General features: G+C 71.6%; 14 protein-coding genes and 1 other RNA gene. 9 read left to right on the top strand and 6 right to left on the bottom strand.

The features are described 5' to 3' along the window. Nucleotides 1-40: 40 nt before the first annotated feature. The 5 genes from ACFUNE_RS03155 to ACFUNE_RS03135 form a co-directional block, all read right to left on the bottom strand. Nucleotides 41-2,275, bottom strand: a complete 2,235-nt coding sequence (locus ACFUNE_RS03155) for a CDP-glycerol glycerophosphotransferase family protein (RefSeq protein WP_383561591.1) — start codon at nucleotides 2,273-2,275, stop codon at nucleotides 41-43. Nucleotides 2,276-2,454: 179 nt separating this feature from the next. Then, the gene (locus tag ACFUNE_RS03150; RefSeq protein ID WP_383561589.1) at nucleotides 2,455-3,372 is read right to left on the bottom strand and encodes a carbohydrate ABC transporter permease; all 918 of its coding nucleotides are present in this window, start codon (nucleotides 3,370-3,372) and stop codon (nucleotides 2,455-2,457) included. Then, nucleotides 3,369-4,742 carry a carbohydrate ABC transporter permease gene (locus ACFUNE_RS03145; RefSeq protein ID WP_383561587.1) on the bottom strand — a complete coding sequence of 458 codons (1,374 nt, stop codon included), beginning with the start codon at nucleotides 4,740-4,742 and terminating at the stop codon, nucleotides 3,369-3,371. Before ACFUNE_RS03145 ends, ACFUNE_RS03150 begins: the two co-directional genes overlap by 4 nt. Nucleotides 4,743-4,746: 4 nt before the next feature. Further along, nucleotides 4,747-6,111, bottom strand: a complete 1,365-nt coding sequence (locus ACFUNE_RS03140) for an ABC transporter substrate-binding protein (RefSeq protein ID WP_383561585.1) — start codon at nucleotides 6,109-6,111, stop codon at nucleotides 4,747-4,749. 277 nt (nucleotides 6,112-6,388) lie between these two features. Then, a complete protein-coding gene (locus ACFUNE_RS03135) occupies nucleotides 6,389-9,730 on the bottom strand; it encodes an FHA domain-containing protein (RefSeq protein WP_383561583.1) in 3,342 nt (1,113 codons plus the stop codon). Between the two features lie 420 nt (nucleotides 9,731-10,150). Here ACFUNE_RS03135 and ACFUNE_RS03130 point away from each other — a divergent pair, with 420 nt between their 5' ends. The 4 genes from ACFUNE_RS03130 to ACFUNE_RS03115 all read left to right on the top strand — a co-directional run bounded on the left by ACFUNE_RS03130 (nucleotide 10,151) and on the right by ACFUNE_RS03115 (nucleotide 15,346). After that, complete coding sequence (locus tag ACFUNE_RS03130; RefSeq protein WP_383561581.1) at nucleotides 10,151-11,782, top strand: serine/threonine-protein kinase; 1,632 nt, start codon at nucleotides 10,151-10,153, stop codon at nucleotides 11,780-11,782. A gap of 146 nt (nucleotides 11,783-11,928) precedes the next feature. After that, the gene (locus ACFUNE_RS03125; protein WP_383561579.1) at nucleotides 11,929-13,167 is read left to right on the top strand and encodes a serine/threonine-protein kinase; all 1,239 of its coding nucleotides are present in this window, start codon (nucleotides 11,929-11,931) and stop codon (nucleotides 13,165-13,167) included. Between the two features lie 69 nt (nucleotides 13,168-13,236). Further along, entirely contained in the window at nucleotides 13,237-14,343 is a 1,107-nt protein-coding gene (prfB, locus tag ACFUNE_RS03120; RefSeq protein ID WP_383561577.1) for a peptide chain release factor 2, read from the top strand. Nucleotides 14,344-14,701: 358 nt separating this feature from the next. Then, nucleotides 14,702-15,346 carry an LPXTG cell wall anchor domain-containing protein gene (locus tag ACFUNE_RS03115; protein WP_383561575.1) on the top strand — a complete coding sequence of 215 codons (645 nt, stop codon included), beginning with the start codon at nucleotides 14,702-14,704 and terminating at the stop codon, nucleotides 15,344-15,346. A gap of 130 nt (nucleotides 15,347-15,476) precedes the next feature. Here ACFUNE_RS03115 and ACFUNE_RS03110 read toward each other — a convergent pair whose 3' ends face one another. Further along, nucleotides 15,477-15,668 carry a hypothetical protein gene (locus ACFUNE_RS03110; protein WP_383561573.1) on the bottom strand — a complete coding sequence of 64 codons (192 nt, stop codon included), beginning with the start codon at nucleotides 15,666-15,668 and terminating at the stop codon, nucleotides 15,477-15,479. A gap of 259 nt (nucleotides 15,669-15,927) precedes the next feature. Between ACFUNE_RS03110 and ftsE the strand changes: the two genes are divergently transcribed. From ftsE to ssrA, 5 genes are all read left to right on the top strand, one after another. Further along, nucleotides 15,928-16,617 carry a cell division ATP-binding protein FtsE gene (gene ftsE, locus ACFUNE_RS03105; RefSeq protein ID WP_014046319.1) on the top strand — a complete coding sequence of 230 codons (690 nt, stop codon included), beginning with the start codon at nucleotides 15,928-15,930 and terminating at the stop codon, nucleotides 16,615-16,617. Between the two features lie 70 nt (nucleotides 16,618-16,687). Further along, the gene (ftsX, locus tag ACFUNE_RS03100) at nucleotides 16,688-17,608 is read left to right on the top strand and encodes a permease-like cell division protein FtsX (RefSeq protein WP_383561571.1); all 921 of its coding nucleotides are present in this window, start codon (nucleotides 16,688-16,690) and stop codon (nucleotides 17,606-17,608) included. A gap of 68 nt (nucleotides 17,609-17,676) precedes the next feature. Next, nucleotides 17,677-18,864, top strand: coding sequence for a S41 family peptidase (locus ACFUNE_RS03095; RefSeq protein WP_383561569.1), 1,188 nt, complete (start codon nucleotides 17,677-17,679; stop codon nucleotides 18,862-18,864). A gap of 18 nt (nucleotides 18,865-18,882) precedes the next feature. Continuing rightward, nucleotides 18,883-19,371 carry an SsrA-binding protein SmpB gene (gene smpB, locus ACFUNE_RS03090; RefSeq protein ID WP_383561567.1) on the top strand — a complete coding sequence of 163 codons (489 nt, stop codon included), beginning with the start codon at nucleotides 18,883-18,885 and terminating at the stop codon, nucleotides 19,369-19,371. Nucleotides 19,372-19,492: 121 nt separating this feature from the next. Further along, nucleotides 19,493-19,880: a transfer-messenger RNA gene (ssrA, locus tag ACFUNE_RS03085) on the top strand. The last annotated feature ends 15 nt before the right edge of the window (nucleotides 19,881-19,895 follow it).

Here is a 19,895-nt window from a genome sequence, read left to right as displayed (position 1 = left end):
GCTGAACACCCCGGAGTGCCCGGCGCCCCGGGGCCCGGTCTCAGCCGTTGGTGTACTCCCGCACGGGCACCTGCCGCGGCACCCCCGTCGGCCCGCGGCCCGTCAGCGGGGCGGGAAGCGGCAGACCCGAGGTGTCGTCCAGGAAGACCCGGCGCACCACCCGCTCCGCCGCGTGCCCGTCGTCGTACGGGCAGAACCGCGCCCGGAAGGCCGCCCTGCGCTGCGCGGAGCGGGGCCCGCGCCAGTGGTCGGTGGCGAAGATCTCGTGCAGTTCCTCCTGGTCCCGGGCCACGGCCCCCGGCGGGAACGCCGCCGGATCGAAGTAGGTGCCGCGGGCGGCGTCGTAGGCCTGCGCGTCCTCCAGGTGCAGGACGACGGGCCGGTCCAGGTTGACGTAGTCGAACATCAGCGACGAATAGTCCGTGATCAGCCCGTCGGAGGCGAGACAGAGCTCCTCGACGGACGGGTGGGCGCTGACGTCGATGATCCGCGGGTGCCGGGTGTGCCCGGCCGTGGCCCGGGCCGTCTCGTCCAGGTAGTGGGAGCGGGCCAGGATCACGAAGCGCGGGCCCAGGACGCGGACCAGCTGCCCCAGGTCCAGGGAGTGCTGCTGGGCGCGCCGGTAGTCGCGGTGGGTCGGCGCGTACAGCAGGGCGGTACTGCCCTCCGGCACGCCCAGGCGCTCGCGCAGCCGGACCCCCTCGGCGTGGTCCGTGCGGTGGAAGACGTCGTTGCGCGGGCTGCCGTACTCCAGTGTGGTGTAGCCGGAGGGGTAGGTGCGCTCCCACACCAGGGTGGAGTGCTGGTTGGCGGAGAGCGAGTAGTCCCACTTGTCGACGTTGCGCAGCAGCTGATCGAAGTCCATGGTGCCGGCCGCGGCCGGACGGTGCACGAGGTCGGTCCCCATGGTCTTCAGGGGCGTCCCGTGATGGGTCTGCAGCAGCACCTGGCCGCGTCTCTTCACCAGTCTCCGGTCGAAGTTGACGTTGTTCACGAGGTACTTGGAGCGTGCCAGCGCCGTCCAGTACGCGGCCGTCCCCGGGTGCAGCACACGGGTCGCTTCCGGCACCGTGTGTGCGTCCTCGGGGCGGCAGATCCAGGAGGTGCGCAGCCCGGGCACCAGGGCCCTGGCCGTGGCCTCCAGGGCGGCGGGGCTGCAGGTGTAGCCGCGGTGCCAGTAGGCGGCGAACACCGCGTCCGTGCGCCGGACGGGCAGCCGCAGCTGGATGCGGTAGTGCAGCTGGAGGGCGGCCCCGCGCGCCGCGCGGCGCGTGGCCGAGGCTGTGCTCCCGAAGTGCCCGCGCAGCCGCTGGGCGGCCCACAGGGCGCGATACGTGCGGTGGGCGCCGAGGCGGAACAGGGCGTGCCGCAGCCGTGCGCGGCGGGGTACGGGGGCGCCGGGGGTGCGGTAGCGGCGGCAGTGGGCGCGGGCGCGGCGGAAGAACCGGGCCCGGGTGCCGCGCGGCAGCCGGCCCCGGGAGGTGAAGAGGGTCGAGAAGTGGTCGAGCATCCGGCGGAACATGACCGGGCGCCAGACGGAGAGCCCGGGGCGGGAGTCGATGAAGGCGAAGACGCGGTCGTACTGGTCGAACACGTCGAAGTGGCGGTGGGTGGTGGTCGAGAGGATGTTGCCCCGGCGCCGCTGGCGGTACCGGACGCAGACCGTGTCCAGGACCGCGATCGACCCGGCGGCCATCAGCACCGGATAGGTCCAGGGGGTGTCCTCGTAGTAGCCGGGCGGAAAGGCGAAGCCCTCGGCCTCGATGAACTCCCGGCGGTACGCCTTGTTCCAGACGACCATCAGCACCTTGAGCAGCTCGGGCCGGTCCGCGAGCCGGAAGGAGGGGGGACCGGTCTCGGCGAGGTGTTCGGAGAAGGTGTTGCGCACGCTCTCGCCCGACCAGTACGTACGGGCGTAGTCGTAGACCAGGACGTCGGGGCCGCCGGTGGTGTCGAGGCGGTCGGCGATGGTCTGGAGCGCCTCGGGTGCGAAGGTGTCGTCGGCGTCGAGGAAGAGCAGGTAGTCTCCGGCCGCCCGGGCCACCCCGGCGTTGCGGGCGGGGCCCAGGCCGGAGTTGCGCGGCAGGTGGACCACGGCGACCCGGGGGTCGCGGACGGCGTACTCGTCGGCGATCGGGCCGCAGGCGTCCGGTGAACAGTCGTCGACCACGATGATCTCGTAGTCCTTGAACGACTGGTTCAGCACGGAGTCGAGACACTCGTGCAGATACGCCTGGACCCGGTACGCGGGCACGATGACACTGAACCGGGGCACAACACATCCAGGGGTCGCTCGCGGAGGGCAGGTGGCCCGCAAACGGCCGATGGAGTGACTTGGTTACGCCGGATGTGGCATTCGGGGGAAGTACGAGGTAGGGCGGCCCGATCGCGAGTGAACGGGCCGCCCTGATGTTGACGAACACATGTGCTGCCGTGCCCTTCGGGCGCCGCGCGTCACTTCACGGCGCCGGCCATCACCCCGGAGACGAACTGCCTCTGGAAGGCGAAGAACACCGCCAGCGGGATCACCATCGACACGAAGGCGCCGGGCGCCAGTACGTCGATGTTGTTGCCGAACTGCCGGACCTGCTGCTGCAGGGCGACGGTGATCGGCGGGGAGTCCGAATCGGCGAAGATCAGCGCGACCAGCATGTCGTTCCACACCCAGAGGAACTGGAAGATCCCGAGCGAGGCGATCGCGGGGCCGCCGAGCGGCATCACGACCCGGGTGAACAGCCGGATCTCTCCCGCGCCGTCCAGCCGTGCGGCCTCCAGCAGCTCACGCGGGATCTCCGCGAAGAAGTTCCTCAGCAGGAAGATGGCGAACGGCAGGCCGAACGCCGTGTGGAACATGACCACGCCGAAGGTCGTCTCGAAGATCCCGATGGTGCCGAAGAGCTCGGACACCGGGATCAGGGCGACCTGGACGGGGACCACGAGCAGTCCCACGACCAGCAGGAACCACCAGTCGCGGCCGGGGAACTCCATCCACGCGAAGGCGTATCCGGCGAGCGAGCCGATGACGACCACCAGGAACGTGGACGGGACGGTGATCATGACCGTACTGAAGAGGGAGTCCGTGATCGTCGAATTGTCCAGCAGCCGCTGGTAGTTGTCGAAGGTGAGCTCGGAGGGGACGGTGAAGACCTTCCACCAGCCGGTCGCCGCGATGTCCTCCGCCCCGCGCAGTGAGGAGAGCAGCAGCCCGATGGTCGGCATCAGCCAGAACAGGGCGACCAGGACGAGGAAGACCCGCATGGCCCCGCCGCCCGCCCGTGCGGCGATCCGCGCACCGAGCGGCTGCCGGGGCTCTGCCGCCGGTCCGGCCTGTGCGCCCCGCTCGGCCTCTGCGGCCTCGGTCGATGTCGTCACCGGCGCCCCTCCTTCCGCATCCTGCGGATGTTGAACAGCATCACCGGGATCACCAGCAGCAACAGGAGTACGGCGATGGCGCTGCCGACCCCGAGATCCGCGTCCGTGCCGAACGAGGAGCGGTACAGCTGGAGGGCCAGGACGTTCGCGTCGTCCTGGGAGGAGCCCGGCGCGATGATGAAGACCAGGTCGAAGATCTTCAGTACGTTGATCATCAGGGTGACCAGGACCACCGCGAGCACGGGCGCCAGCATCGGCACCGTGATCCGGCGGAACACCTGCCACTCGTTGGCGCCGTCCACCCGCGCCGCTTCGAGGAGTTCGCGCGGCAGACCCGCCAGGCCGGCGGCGATCAGCACCATCGCGAACCCGGCCCACATCCAGACGTAGCTGCCGATGATCCCCGGCGTCACGAGCGACGGACCGAGCCAGTCGACCCCGTTGTACGGCTCCCGGAAGTTGTCCGCCGGAAGGCGGAGCAGGGAGCCGTCGGCCGAGGCGGGCAGGGTGAACACCCCGTCCGCACCGGCTGTCGCCGTGGCGACGACCTTGCCGTCCTTGACCGCCTCGACGGTGATGCCCTTGAGGCCGAGCTCCTTCGCATCGACGACGTTCGGCTTGCCGCCGCCGCCCTTGGTGAAGTCGAGCCACGCCGTTCCCGTGATGCCCTCGCCGGACGCGGTGGCCGCCTTCGCGGGCTCCGCGTCGCCGGGCATCTTCGCCGGCACCACACCGACCAGCGGGAGGCTCACCGGTTCACCGGCCCGCACGGTCTCCTTCGTCACGAAGGAACCGCCACCGCCCGCCTTCAGCGGATGGACGGGCAGCGGATGCGCCTTCGGGAAGCCCGAGGACTGCGCGAACGTGTCGTGCACGCCCACCGCGACGGCGTTGGCGACGCCGCGCTCGGGCGCCTGTTCGTACACCAGCCGGAAGATGATGCCCGCCGCGAGCATCGAGATCGCCATCGGCATGAAGACGATCAGCTTGAACGCCGTGCCCCACCGGATCCGTTCGGTGAGCACCGCGAAGATCAGTCCCAGCACGGTCGCGACCGTCGGTGCGAAAACGACCCAGATCGCGTTGTTCTTGACCGCTGTGCGGATGGTGTCGTCCGTGAACAGCGCCTCGTAGTTGTCCAGGCCCGCGAATCCCGTGCCGGACTGGTCGAGGAACGAGCGGTAGACGGAGTACACGATGGGATAGACGACGAGTGAGCCGAGCAGCACCAGGGCCGGCAGCAGGAACGCCGCCGCGACGGCTCTGCGGGTGCCGGTCACGCTTCCGCGCGGACGCTTGCCCGGGTCCTTGTCGGGACGCTTGTCGGCGGGGGGCGCGGTTCCGGCGCCCCCCGCGGTCGCTGTGGTCATCCCGTCAGCTCGTGTACGCCTTGGCCGCGTCGGACTCCAGCTTCGCTTGAGTCCCCGCGATGTCCTTCGGGTTCTTCAGGAAGTCCTGGAGCGTCTTCCACTCACCCTTGCCGGGCGTCCCGCCGAACGACTGCGGGGCCTGGTCGGACATGTCGAACCGGACGTCGTCACCGGCCGCGATCAGCGCTTCGGCGATCTTGCGCTGCACGTCGTTCGGGTACGCGGCCGCGTCCAGCGCCTTGTTCGGCGAGATGAAGCCCCCGGCCTCGGCCCAGATGTTCGCCGCGTCGGTCGAGGCGAGCCAGGTCAGCAGTGCCTGGGCGCCCTTCCCGTCCTTGAGCGCCACCGCCGCGTCGCCGCCCGTCACCACGGGGGAGTCCGCGCCGACCGCGGGGAACGGGAACACCTTGGCGTCCGTACCGATCTTCGCCTTGGTCTGCGCGATGTTGATGGAGACGAAGTCGCCCTCGAAGACCATCGCGCCCTTCGGCTGGTCGCCGCCGGTGAACGTCTGGGTGACGGACACCGGGAACTCCGTCTGCAGCGCGCCGTCGGCGCCGCCGGAGATCAGGCTCGGCTTGCCGAAGAGCTCGGCGAGCGTGGTGAGCGCGTCCTTGACGGACGGGTCCGTCCACTTGATCTCGTGCTTGGCCAGCTGGTCGTACTTCTCCGGCCCGGCCTGGGAGAGGTAGACGTTCTCGAACCAGTCGGTGAGCGTCCAGCCGTCCGCGCCGCCGACCGAGACCGGGGTGACGCCGGAGGCGGAGACCGTCTCGGCGGTGGCCAGGAAGTCCTTCCAGGTCTTCGGCTCGCTCGCGCCCGCGTTCTCGAACGCCTTGGCGTTGTACCAGACCAGCGACTTGTTGGCGGCCTTGAAGTAGACGCCGTACTGGGTGCCGTCGACCGCGCCGAGGTCCTGCCAGACCTTCGCGTAGTTCTTGCTCAGCTGGGCCTTCGCCTCCGCGCCCACCGGCTTGGCCCACTTCTTGGCCACGGCCTGCTGGATCGCGCCCACCTGCGGGATCATCGCGACGTCCGGGGGCTGACCGCCGGCGATCTTCGTACCGAGGAAGTTGACGATCGGGTCCTGCGCCGGGACGAAGGTGACCGTCGCGCCCGTCCGCGCCTCGAACTCGTCAAGGACCTTGGTGAAGTTGGCCTGCTCGGGCCCGGTCCAGACCGCGGCCACCGATATCTTCTCGCCGTCGAGCTTCGGCAGAGTGACGCTCGGCGCACTGCTCCCGCCCTTGCCGGCGTCGTCGGCGGGCTTGTCCTCGGTGTCGCTGTCGCCACCGCATCCGGTGAGGGCCAGCGCCCCGATCGCGGTGAACACCAGTGCGGCCCTACGCATGCGAAGGGTTCTGCGCATCCCTGCCCCGTCTCTCCTGCGCGCGCATGTGCGCGGACCGGCACCAACGGTCGGACCCTGCGGTGCCGCTCACGTCTCACATCGTGCGGTTCACGTCGTCCGTGCGCACAGTCCTATGCCCGGCGCACCGGGGCCGCAATACCGCCGCCCGCGCCAACTCCGTGATCGTGATCGGCTCGTGACGTCCCGCCACGACCCGGCGGCGGACGCCCGGCAGGGCCGGGAGAAGCGCGGCCCCCGGGACGACGGGGGCCGCCGGACGAGGCCGTACGAGCCGCTACGGGATCAGCGGAGGGAGCGGTTCCGCGTTCACCGAGCGGGCTGCCCTCTCCAGGGCACTGGCGAGGAGGGCCAGGTCGGTGGGGCCGTTGCCCAGCTCACGGACCGGCCGGCGGGCCGGCGGATCCCCCATCCGCTCCCACTCCAGCGGTACGACGGTGGGGCGCAGGGTCGCCGTGCGCGGGATGCGGCCGGTGACCCGGCCGCCCTGGAACGGCGTCACCCGGCCGTCCGGATGCCCGAGCCGCCCCCGGCCCGGGGCGGGCTCGTCCGGGGACGGGGGGACGACGGGCGGATCGAGCACGATGCGCAGCCGCGCGCCCCGGGCCAGCTCCGTGTCCTCGGTGCGGTCCGGGCGGGCGGACGAGGCCACCAGGTGGACACCCAGGCGCCCCCCTTCCCTGGCCACGGCCTCCAGCACCCGGACGACCGACCCGGCGGAGGGGCGGCCGGGGCTGCCGAGCGCCGGAGCGACCAGGGCGTCGAAGTCGTCGGCCAGGACGACCAGCCGGGGGAGCGGGGAGGGGCCGGGGTCCGCCGGACGGGCCGAGGCGGGCCGCAGCCGCAGGGTGCCGCTCGCGGGCGATTCGATGTCACCGCGCTGCTCGGCGGCTCCGGCGGGGCGACGGCCGCCGAGCCTCTGCGACTCCTCGTGCCGCGCGTGCCACGCGGCGAAGTCCAGGGGACCCAGCAGCTCCGCCCGGCGCTTCAGCTCGCCGCCCAGCGCCTGGGCGAACTCACGCATCCGTACGGGGTCGGAGGCCACCAGGTGCGTGAAGACGTGGGGCAGCTCCGTGCAGGGGCGCAGGCCTTCGCCGCGCTCCCCGTGCTCGCCGCCCGCCCCGTCGATGAGGAGGATGCCGAGCCGGTCGGGGCGGGCGGCGGAGGAGAGGGAGGCCGCGACGGCGCGCAGCAGCTCCGTACGGCCGCTGCCCGCGGGCCCTTCGATCAGCAGATGCGGACCCTCGTCGGCCAGATCGACGGAGAGCGGGCCCCGGGGGCCGGCGCCGAGGACGACCACGGGCCGTCCCGCGAAGCCGGAGGGCGCGCCCGTGGGGTCGGTCTCCGGGGTGCCGCCGTCCCGCCGCTGTGCGCCGATCCGGGGGGCGCCGCCCGCGGAGGCGTAACCGGAGCGGCCCGAGCCCGAGCTGGTCGGTCCGCTGCCGCGGAACGGGGTGCGCCCGGAGTCGGGGGACTCGCGCTGTGTGCCCACCCGGGGGCCGGTGCTCAGAGTGCGGCCCGAGCCCGTCGTGTCCAGGTCCGCGGCGCCGGGTGCGGCCGTGCGCACGGTCGCCCCGGGCTGGTCCTCGGCCGTGGAGGCCCAGCGCGCCATCAGGGAGGCCGGGGTGGCCCTGGCGAGGCCCAGCTCGTCCAGCAGCCGGGCGGACGGCGGCAGGGCAGCCGCCATGGGCCGGCCCGGCAGGACGGCCGAGCCCTCGTCACGCAGTGGGGCGAGGGCACGCCCGAACCGCTCGGCCCAGGCCGCCGACACGGCGTCCACCGATGCCACCGTGCCGTGGCCCGCGGCCTGGCCGCCCGCCGTGCGCAGCAGCCGCAGCGCGGTCGCCACATCGCCGCTCAGCATGGCGACGGCGCCGCATTCGCGGAACGCGATCGAGGCCCGGCACGCGGTGTCGTAGGTCGCGGCGACCGGAGAGGTCGGGGAGGCGGCCGGGGTCTCGGCCAGGCAGATCAGGTGGATGCCGGCGGCGGCTCCCGCACCGGCCAGCCCGGCCGTGGTCTCCCGCAGGGCAGAGGAGCCGGGATCGCCGTCCACGATCACCACCGTGCGGGGGCCGGTGTGGCGGCGGGCCGCCTCGGCCACGGAGGACCGGTCGGCGCTCGCCCAGCCGGATCCCAGCGGTCCCTCCTCCATACGGCGCACCAGCTCCGCCGCGCGGGCGCCCGCCTGCTCCCGGTCGTACGCGAGGAGCAGGCGGCAGTCCTGTCCGTGCATGGGGCGCAGATGGGGCAGCCAGCCGAGCCAGGACCACTCGCGCCGCCGCTCCTCCGGGCTCCGGGCCCGGTCCGTGCTGATCAGCACGATCTCCAGGTCGAAGGGCGAGTGGAGCGCGGCGAGCTGCGCCACCGTCGAGCGGGCGAGTCCGGACAGCCGGGCCCGCGGTCCCGCGAGGCCCAGCGAGCCGGCCTCCCGGAGCCCCACGGTGACGGGCACGGCGGGAAGATCGGCCCGCTCCGTCGTCCCGAGCCGGACGACCAGGGCCTCGGGGTGCGCGGTGTCGCGCTCCCAGAGGCGGGGTCCGGGGCCGAGCGCCGTGAGGAGCACGGTCGCGGGGTCCGGCCAGGTGCCGGCCGGGGCGGAGGGGGAGTGAGGGAGCACGGAGGGGGCGTGCGGGGCGGGGGCGTGGCCGGGCCCGGCCACGGGCGGGTCACCGGCCTGCGTCTCGTGGGCCTGCTCCCCCTTGCCGGTCTTGAGCCGCCTCGCCCAGGCACCTATGCCACCGCGTCTGGGGGGCTCGCCGGGGGTGAGCGCCGAGCCTCGGCCGTGGGTGACCTGCCAGGAGGGCTCGCCCCGGTGGGCGTCGTGGCCGGCCGCGCCGTCGTCGTACACGTCGTGCCCGGCAGGGGGTGAGCTGTAGGTGTGGCCGTGGCCCTCGGTGCCCTCCGTGTCCGCGTCGGGCTCCCCGTCCGACCCGGCGGAGCCTCCCGGACCCCGGGTCCCGCCCGTATCGGCGCGGGCGACCCGCAGGTGGCCCTCGCCGTCCGGCGCCGTCGTGAGCGTGGGCGTGCGTGAGCCGGCCGTGAGCCGGAGCGTGGACTCGCCGAGCCGCAGCAGGGCGCCCGGGGCCAGCCGGACCGGGCGGTCGTGGACCTCCGCGCCGTCGAGTGAGGTGCCGTTGGTGGAGCCCAGGTCGGCGACCGAGACCCTGCCGTCGTCGGAGACCGTCACCGCGCAGTGCAGCCGCGACACGTCGGGGTCGTCGAGCGGGACGTCCGCCTCGGCCGAGCGGCCGATGCGGATCTGTCCGCCGTGCAGCAGATGGACCCCGCCGGCGTCGGGTCCCGCGATCACGTGCAGCCGCGCCGGCACGGCGTCGTCCGCCGCCTCGTCCTCGCCGGGCACCTGGAGCGAGAGCACCGCGCCGTCCACCAGGGGCGGCTCGCCGAGGGCGCAGCGCTGCGGGTCGAGCCGCTCACGCCCGGCGTACAGCACGGTGGCGCCGCCGCCCAGGGAGCCCTCCGGGCCGGACACGGCCGCGGCGAGGCCGGAGGCCACGGAGGCGAGGGCCGTCCCGGCGGGGGCGGTCACGAGCACGTCGCAGGCGCGCGCCGGGGTCTGGCCGCTGCGCGGCGCGAGGACGGTCAGCCGGATCTGCATCGCCGTCAGCGGTCCCTTCTGCGCGGGGTGCCCGGCAGGGGAAATGCCCTGTGATTCCCCCCACCCGGCACGGACGCGTCGTCCGGTACAGGTCGTCACGGAGGGTGAGGCTCCCGACCTCACGGTTCCGTGCTGGAGGCATCCTCGCACCTGCCGCTGACAACACGCCCGGGGGTGACCGCTTAGTGATCATGAATGGCCGAGTGTGGGCGTAAAAGTTCCTGCTTGGTCCTGCCGGAAAGGTCCTGCACACTCGTTCGGCAACCAACCCTTTCGTGCCTGCGTCTTCCTCCGGACACAGCGGCAACACGACCGGACGACGACCGCCCGGTGCCCCGTACGGCGGCACTAGAGTGGGCCGGAACATCCGGGCGGGCCCGGGGGGACCGCGAGCACAACGATCAGCAGGGAGCGCGTGACGTGCGGCCAGTCGGCAGCAAGTACCTGCTCGAGGAGCCGCTCGGACGCGGCGCCACGGGCACCGTCTGGCGAGCCCGCCAGCGGGAGACCGCGGGCGCCGAGGCGGCCGTCGCCGGGCAGCCCGGCGAGACCGTTGCGATCAAGGTGCTCAAGGAGGAGCTCGCCAACGACGCGGATGTCGTGATGCGGTTCCTGCGCGAGCGCTCGGTGCTGCTGCGGCTCACCCACGCGAACATCGTGCGCACCCGGGACCTCGTCGTCGAGGGCGACCTCCTCGCCCTGGTGATGGACCTGATCGACGGTCCCGACCTGCACCGCTATCTCCGCGAGAACGGCCCGCTCACCCCGGTCGCCGCGTCGCTGCTCACCGCCCAGATCGCGGACGCGCTGGCCGCGAGCCACGCGGACGGCGTCGTGCACCGGGACCTGAAGCCGGCCAACGTGCTGCTCGACGAGCGCGACGGCGGGATGCACCCGATGCTCACCGACTTCGGCATCGCGCGCCTCGCGGACTCCCCGGGGCTGACCCGGACCCACGAGTTCGTCGGCACGCCGGCCTACGTGGCACCCGAGTCCGCCGAGGGCCGCCCGCAGACCTCCGCCGTGGACGTCTACGGCGCGGGCATCCTGCTGTACGAGCTCGTCACCGGCCGCCCGCCGTTCGCCGGGGGCACCGCGCTCGAGGTCCTGCACCGGCACCTCAGCGAGGAGCCCCGGCGCCCCAGCACCGTCCCCGAGCCGCTGTGGACGGTCATCGAGCGCTGCCTGCGCAAGGACCCGGACCAGCGGCCCAGCGCCGTGAACCTCGCCCGTGCGCTGCGCACCGTCGGCGCGGGCATCGGCGTGCACGCGAACTCGGCGCAGATCGCCGCCGCCGAGGGTGTGGGCGCCCTGCTCGCCCCCGACCCGGCGCCCGCCGCCGTCCCGGAGACCCCGGGCGCGGCCGACCCGACGCAGGTGCTGCCGAGCAACGCGGGTTCGTACGACCCCGCGGCCCCGACCAGCGTGATGCAGCAGACCCCGGGCGGGGGCGGCCAGGCCGACCCGACCGCGATGATGCCGCCCGTGCCGCCCGGCCCCCCGCGGCCCGACGAGCCGCACCCCTGGCAGTCCCAGCTCAGGGCGGCCCGTGACCGCAACGAGCAGACGCAGGTCCAGTACCTCGACCCCGGCCAGGACCCGCTGCGCCGCCGCCCCCAGCGCCAGCAGCCGCCGCAGGACCGGCAGCCGCAGGCCCGGCAGGCCGCGCGCCCGCAGCATCAGCAGTACCCGCAGCAGCAGCCCCAGCGCTACCAGCCGCAGCCCCAGCAACAGCAGCGGCCCCAGCAGCCGCAGCGGCAGCAGTACGCGCCCCCGCAGCAGCCGCCGCCCCAGCAGCCGGACCAGCGCCGGCCGAGGCAGCGCGGCGCCAACCCGATGCGCATCCCGGGCCTCGGCTGCCTCAAGGGGTGCCTGTTCTCGGTCGTGCTCCTGGTCGTCGCCGCCTGGCTCATCTGGGAACTGACACCGCTTCAGGACTGGGTCGCCCAGGGCAAGAGCTTCTGGGACGCCATAGGGGACGGCATCAGCAACGTCACCGACTGGTTCGAGGAGCTCGGCGGGAGCGGTTCCGGCGGCACGACCGGCCAGTAACCTCCCCGTTCTGTGTCTTTGTCGACTTCCGAGGGCCCAATTCGCCCGCAGAAGTGAAGGTTGGCGCCGTCCCGGGCACGCAACCCCCCGATCGCCGCGTAACTTTGTCGACCGGGGGGTCAACGCCAGCCGCTGAGGGAGCAGTCTTGGCACGGAATATCGGCAGCCGGTACACCGCCCACCAGATCCTGGGGCGCGGCAGCGCCGGCACGGTGTGGCTCGGCGAGGGGCCCGAGGGCCCGGTCGCCATCAAGCTGCTCCGCGAGGACCTCGCGTCCGACCAGGAGCTCGTGGGCCGCTTCGTGCAGGAACGCACCGCGCTGCTCGGGCTCGGTCATCCGCACGTCGTCGCCGTGCGCGACCTCGTGGTGGACGGCACCGACCTGGCCCTGGTGATGGACCTCGTGCGGGGTACCGACCTGCGCACCCGTCTCGACCGGGAACGCCGCCTCGCGCCCGAGGCCGCCGCGGCGATCATCGCGGACGTCGCCGACGGCCTCGCCGCCGCGCACCGCGCCGGTGTGGTCCATCGCGACGTCAAGCCGGAGAACATCCTGCTCGACATGGAGGGCCCGCTCGGTCCCGGCGGCTCGCACCCCGCGCTGCTCACCGACTTCGGTGTCGCCAAGCTGATCGACACCCCGCGGCGCACCAAGGCCACCAAGATCATCGGTACGCCGGACTACCTGGCCCCCGAGATCGTCGAAGGCCTCCCGCCGCGCGCCGCGGTGGACATCTACGCCCTGGCGACCGTGCTCTACGAACTCCTGGCCGGCTTCACCCCCTTCGGCGGAGGCCACCCCGGCGCCGTCCTGCGCCGCCACGTGACCGAGACGGTCGTCCCGCTCCCGGGCATCCCCGAGGAGCTCTGGCAGCTCCTGGTCCAGTGCCTGGCCAAGGCCCCGGCCTCCAGGCTGCGCGCCTCCGAGCTCGCCGCCCGGCTGCGCGAGCTGCTCCCGCTCCTGTCCGGGATACCCCCGCTCGACGTCGACGAGCCGGACAACGAGTCAGAGGCCCAGGCGTACGACGAGCAGCAGTACACCCCGGCCCCGGAGGAGCCGCGCCGCCGCGGCGCGGTGCCGCTGGTGCCCGGCTCCTCACCGGACTCCAACCGGGACACCCACACGAGCATGCGGGTCCCCGCCCCCGACGAGCTCTCCGGCGGCCCCCTCGGCACGGCCCGCGCCCCGCGCGCCCCCGGCCGGCCGCGGCCCGGCTCGGCGCGGAACAAGTCGGCTGCCGTCCGCAAGCGCAGGATCACGCTGGGCGTCGCGGCCGTCGCCCTGTGTGCGGCGATAGGGGTGGGCGGCTGGCTCGCCACGAGCGGCGAGGACCCGGGCTCGGCCCCCGAGGACACGCGGAACTCGGCGCCGACGGCACCCTGAGAGCCGTCCCGGGAGGGCCGGGATCCGGGGGAGGGACAGGTTCACCCGCCCAGCCGTTACGCTGGACCCGTGGCAGTCGTCGATATTTCCGAAGAGCTGAAGTCCCTCTCCTCGACCATGGGGTCGATCGAGGCCGTCCTGGACCTGGATGCGCTGAGGGCCGACATCGCCGTGCTCGAGGAGCAGGCGGCGGCCCCGTCCCTGTGGGACGACCCGGACGCGGCGCAGAAGATCACCAGCAAGCTTTCGCACCTCCAGGCCGAGGTCCGCAAGACCGAGGCCCTGCGGAGCCGTATCGACGATCTCGGAGTCCTCTTCGAGCTCGCCGAGGACGAGGGTGACGCCGACACGCTCGCCGAGGCCGAGACGGAGCTCGAATCCGTCCGCAAGGCGCTCGACGAGATGGAGGTCCGCACACTCCTCTCCGGCGAGTACGACGCGCGCGAGGCCCTGGTCACCATCCGGGCCGAGGCGGGCGGTGTCGACGCGGCGGACTTCGCGGAGAAGCTCCAGCGCATGTACCTCCGCTGGGCCGAGCGGCACAACTACAAGACCGAGGTCTACGAGACGGCGTACGCCGAAGAGGCCGGCATCAAGTCGACCACCTTCGCGGTGGAGGTGCCGTACGCCTACGGCACGCTCTCCGTCGAGCAGGGCACGCACCGCCTCGTCCGCATCTCGCCGTTCGACAACCAGGGCCGGCGCCAGACGTCCTTCGCGGGTGTCGAGGTGCTGCCGGTCGTCGAGCAGACCGACCACGTCGAGATCGACGAGTCCGAGCTGCGCGTGGACGTGTACCGCTCCTCGGGCCCCGGTGGCCAGGGCGTCAACACCACGGACTCCGCGGTGCGCCTGACCCACCTGCCGACCGGCATCGTCGTCTCCTGCCAGAACGAGCGCTCGCAGATCCAGAACAAGGCGTCCGCGATGAACGTCCTCCAGGCGAAGCTCCTCGAGCGCCGCCGCCAGGAGGAGCAGGCGAAGATGAACGCCCTCAAGGGCGACGGCGGCAACTCCTGGGGCAACCAGATGCGTTCGTACGTCCTGCACCCGTACCAGATGGTCAAGGACCTGCGTACGGAGTTCGAGATGGGCAACCCCGAAGCGGTCTTCAACGGCGAGATCGACGGCTTCATCGAGGCGGGCATCCGCTGGCGCAAGCAGAGCGAGAAGTAACTCCGGCCGTAAGGCTGCCGGGCCCGGACGGGATCTCCTGTCCGGGCCCTTCGCCGTTTCACCCCGCCGCGGACGCAGGGGAGTTGAGGCGATGGTGTGGTGAATGAGTCACAGTCGTGATTCCGAATAGCCGTCAAGAACCCCCATAGCGCCCTGTATGCCCTCGGAACGGCCTTGACGTAGTCCTTAACTCTGGACAGGGTGCTAGAGCAGCACGCGTATGTCTGGGACAGGTGTGATCGGGGGCGGGCGGGATGACCACGGTACGGCGTGGCCCTGCAGAGAGTGTGACCCCGCAGGGCCGAGGACCGCATATGGCTGCTCCATCGACGAGATCAGCTACTGGGGGTAGCAACAGATGACGAAGAAGACGCGAATCCGCGTCGCGCGGATAGCCGCCTGCGCGGTTATCGCCGCAGGTGCCTCGCTCACGGCCGCCGGTGCGGCCCAGGCGGCGGGCATCGGCCTGGGCCTCGGGATCGACGGCGAGGACTCCACGGCCGTCAACGTCCAGGTCGGTTTCGCCGGCGACGACGACCCGACCGTCGAGCCGCCGAACCCGGGCGAGACCACGGAGGAGCCCCCGACCGAGGAGCCTCCCACGGAGGAGCCCCCGACCGAGGAGCCTCCCACCGAGGAGCCCCCGACCGAGGAGCCCCCCACGGAGGAGCCCCCGACCGAGGAGCCCCCCACCGAGGAGCCCCCGACCGGCGAGCCGACCGACGAGCCGACCGACGGCCCGACGGACGGTCCGACCGACGGGCCCAGTGACGGGGTCACCAGCGCGCCGTCCGACCCGTCCTACCCGGACGCCGGCGACAACACCGACACGGACAGTGTCGGCAACCAGCCGGTCGAGCAGGGCAAGGGCAAGGACGAGCTCGCCGAGACCGGTGCGGCCGAGACCACGTTCCTGCTGGTCGGCGCCGCGACGATGATCGCCGGTGGCATCGGCTTCCGCATCCTGCCGCGTCTGGCCGGCGGCGGCCGCACGACCGCCTGAGCCTCACACGCACGCTGAAGGGCCCGGGAGAGCCTTAGTGGCCTCCCGGGCCCTTTCGCGTACCGGAACCGCTCCTGCGGCCGTACGCGCACGTCTCTGCCCCGCGGGTCGGCGGGATGCGGTCTCCCGCTCAGACGGCCTGGTGCGCCAGCAGCGCCAGCGCGGCCACCAGGATCACCATCAGCGCTATGAGCATCGCGGGATTGAGCCCCGCGAACGGCCCTTGATCCTGCATGCGCTCCCGGCTCGCCCGGCAGACACGGCAGCGGCCCTCGTTCACGGGTGACGCGCAGTTCGCGCACACCAGTCTGTCGTAGGTCATGCGCAGTCCTCCTCCCGCGCGGCGGGAGCCGCATTCACGTTCTCTCCGCACAACGCTCAGGGAAACGCAACCGTTCCCCCTACCACTGTGCCAGCTCGCGGCGGTTTCGGCGCGGCCCGCCGGACAAGGTCCGGCACGCCCCGTTTCGTTCCGTACCGCGTTCCGTCACAAATCCCTCATTGCCGGACGCCGACTGCACGCGATCACCCGCTTCGCGTATGGTCACGCTCACCTACCCCCGGCCGACCGTGGTGCATCCGTGATCCGATTCGACAACGTCTCCAAGACCTACCCGAAGCAGAGCCGCCCAGCTCTCCGGGACGTCTCACTCGACATCGAGAAGGGCGAGTTCGTCTTCCTGGTGGGCTCCTCCGGCTCCGGCAAGTCCACCTTCATGCGGCTCATCCTCCGGGAGGAGCGCGCCAGTCAGGGCATGGTCCATGTGCTCGGCAAGGACCTCGCGCGGCTGTCCAACTGGAAGGTGCCGCAGATGCGCCGCCAGCTGGGCACGGTGTTCCAGGACTTCCGTCTCCTCCCCAACAAGACCGTCGCCGAGAACGTGGCCTTTGCGCAGGAGGTCATCGGCAAGCCCCGCGGAGAGATCCGCAAGGCGGTGCCGCAGGTTCTCGACCTCGTGGGTCTCGGGGGCAAGGAGGACCGGATGCCCGGTGAGCTCTCCGGTGGTGAACAGCAACGTGTCGCGATCGCGCGGGCGTTCGTCAACCGCCCCATGCTGCTGATCGCGGACGAGCCGACCGGCAACCTCGACCCGCAGACCTCCGTGGGCATCATGAAGCTGCTGGACCGCATCAACCGGACCGGCACCACCGTGATCATGGCGACCCACGACCAGAACATCGTCGACCAGATGCGCAAGCGCGTCATCGAGCTCGAGCAGGGCCGTCTGGTGCGTGACCAGGCGCGTGGCGTCTACGGCTACCAGCACTGAGAAGGGCCGGCGCCCCAACCCGCCGGCCCCTCCGAGCCTCTGCACGAGCATCGAGTACTGAAAGGACGCCATGCGCGCCCAGTTCGTCCTGTCGGAGATCGGCGTCGGTCTTCGTCGTAACCTCACGATGACCTTCGCGGTCGTGGTCTCCGTCGCCCTCTCGCTCGCCCTGTTCGGCGGTGCGCTGTTGATGCGCGAGCAGGTCAGCTCGATGAAGACCTACTGGTACGACAAGGTCAACGTCTCGATCTTCCTCTGCAACAAGAACGACGCCAAGGACGTGCCCAAGTGCGCCAAGGGCGCCGTCACGGCCGAGCAGAAGAAGGAGATCAAGGCCGACCTCGAGAAGATGGAGGCCGTCCAGAAGCCGGTCCTCTTCGAGAACGTCGACGAGGCGTACAAGCACTACCAGGAGCAGTTCGGCGACTCGCCGATGGCCGGCAACATCACGCCGGACCAGATGCAGGAGTCCTTCCGGGTCAAGCTGAAGGACCCGCAGAAGTACAAGGTCGTCGCGACGGCCTTCGCGGGCCGTGACGGCGTGCAGTCCGTCCAGGACCAGCGGAGCATCCTGGACAACCTCTTCGGGCTGATGAACGGCATGAACGTGGCCGCGATCTTCCTGATGGGGCTGATGCTGGTCATCGCGCTGATGCTCATCGTGAACACCGTCCGCGTCTCGGCGTTCAGCCGGAGACGGGAGACGGGCATCATGCGGCTGGTGGGAGCCTCGGGCTTCTACATCCAGATGCCGTTCATCATGGAGGCGGCCTTCGCCGGCCTGATCGGCGGGCTGCTCGCCTGCGTGATCCTGATAGCCGCACGGTACTTCCTGATCGACGGCGGTCTCGCGCTCCAGGAGAAGCTGAACCTGATCGACTTCATCGGCTGGGAGGCGGTGCTCACGAAGCTTCCGCTCGTCCTCGCGATCGGGCTTCTGATGCCCGCCGTTGCCGCTCTCTTCGCGTTGCGCAAGTACCTCAAGGTGTGACGAGCGCCCCGTCCCGCATGCGGCCAACGAGCCGTGGGCGGACGGGGCGTTGTCCTACACTCGGCCACATGCCGGGCCATACGTACCATTTGAAACCCCGCGGTATCTACCGCGGGGCGGCCCTGACGTTGGTGTTCGCGAGCGTGCTGGCCACGGCCGCGGCCACCGGGTCCCTGCCCCGTGAGGGCGGCACGGGCACCGAGATAAAGACCCGTGCCGTGTCCTCCACCGTCGGTTCCGTGGACCGCGAGGAGATCGCGGACGCGGTCGCCGACGCCGAGGCCGACGGGAAGTCGGGCACGGACGCCGCCGAGGAGGTCGTCAGCCGCAGCGGGGACCGCTGGGGCGCGGTCTACGACGAGCGGGAGTACGAGGAGCTCGAGCAGGCCCTCGACGGTTCGTACACGGGTGTGGGGATCTCCGCCCGGCGCTCGGCCCGTGGCGAGGTGACGGTGACCGGGGTCCAGCCCGGCGGGCCCGCCGACCGGGCGGGCGTGCGCAGGGGCGACCTGCTGCGCACCCTCGACGGCCGCCCCGTGGAGAAGCGCCCCGTCGCCGAAGTGGTCGCGCTGCTGCGCGGGGACCGTACGAAGGCCGCCGAGGGCTCCTCCGTCGTCCTCGGGCTGAGCCGCGGCGGCCACTCCTGGACCACCACCCTGCGCAGGGCGCGGCTCAGCACGGACCCGGTGAGCGTCCGGCGCCTCGGGCAGACCCCTTCCTCCGCCGTGCTGATCAAGGTCTCCGCGTTCACCAAGGGCGCCGGCACCGCCGTCCGCGACGCCGTGGACGAGGCGCCCGGGGACGCCGGGATCCTCCTGGACCTCCGGGCCAACGCGGGCGGCCTGGTCACCGAGGCCGTCACCGCCTCCTCCGCCTTCCTGGACGGCGGGCTCGTCGCCACCTACGACGTGCACGGTGAGCAGCGCGCCCTGTACGCCGAACCGGGCGGGGACACCGAGCGGCCCGTGGTGGTCCTGGTGGACGGGGGCACGATGAGCGCCGCCGAGCTGCTGACCGGTGCGCTGCAGGACCGCGGCAGGGCCGTGACCGTCGGATCCCGCACCTTCGGCAAGGGGTCCGTGCAGATGCCCAGCAAGCTCCCGGGCGGCTCGGTGGCCGAGCTGACCGTCGGGCACTACCGCACTCCGGCCGGCCGCAGCGTCGACGGGAGCGGCATCACGCCGGACGTCGGGGCGGGTCCTGAGGCCCAGCAGCGGGGCGAGACGGTATTGAGTGGCCTCGGGGGTGGGTCGTAGTGCGAAAATGACCGCACTATGGCCAAGGAAAAAGACACCGGGCGCAAGATGATTGCGCAGAACAAGAAGGCGCGGCACGACTACCACGTCCTCGACACCTACGAGTGCGGTCTCGTGCTCATGGGGACGGAGGTCAAGTCGCTGCGGATGGGCAGGGCGTCGCTGGTCGACGGCTTCGTCCAGATCGACAACGGCGAGGCGTGGCTGCACAACATCCACGTCCCCGAGTACGTGCAGGGCACCTGGACCAACCACTCGGCCAAGCGCAAGCGCAAGCTGCTCCTGCACCGGGCCGAGATCGACAAGCTGGAGTCGAAGTCGCAGGAGACGGGGCACACCATCGTGCCCCTCGCCCTGTACTTCAAGGACGGCCGGGTCAAGGTCGAGATCGCGCTCGCCAAGGGCAAGAAGGAGTTCGACAAGCGACAGACGCTGCGCGAGAAGCAGGACACGCGGGAGACGAACCGCGCGATCTCGGCGGCCCGTCGGCGCCAGCGCAGCGCGTAGCCGCCACCCGGTCCGGGGCCCGCGCCCCGGAGCCGCCGGAATACGGTGGCATCCGTGTGCGTTGGTCACGTACGATGGGCCGTGCACCTCAGCGAAGGCGCGCGATTTGAAAAATCAACATGGGGATGATCGGTTTCGACAGCGGATGTCGAGGCAGGGGAAGCGAGTCGAGGAAGCGACAATGATCTCGTAAACCATATGTCGCAAACAATAATCGCCACTTCTAAGCGCGATTCCTCCGCCTTCGCCCTCGCTGCCTAATTAGCAGCTGAGCGAAGACTCTGCGGAGTGTCAGCCCGGGGTTGATCCCGACCCGGATCCTGGCATCAACTAGGGATCTAAACTTCTAAGCCCGGTCACGGGGCCTAGAAGGAAATCAAACAGTGACTGGGCCTGTCGGAGGCTTGTTCGCGTGACCTCCGGGGCCGAGAAAAGCGCAGCGAACTGCACTCGGAGAAGCCCTGGTTCTGCACCGTTGGACGCGGGTTCGATTCCCGCCATCTCCACAATTCCCATGTGAACGA

It is taken from the genome of Streptomyces sp. NPDC057287 (assembly GCF_042667905.1).
In the GTDB taxonomy this organism is placed as follows: Bacteria; Actinomycetota; Actinomycetes; order Streptomycetales; family Streptomycetaceae; genus Streptomyces.
This window is presented reverse-complemented; position numbering and strand designations above follow the sequence as displayed.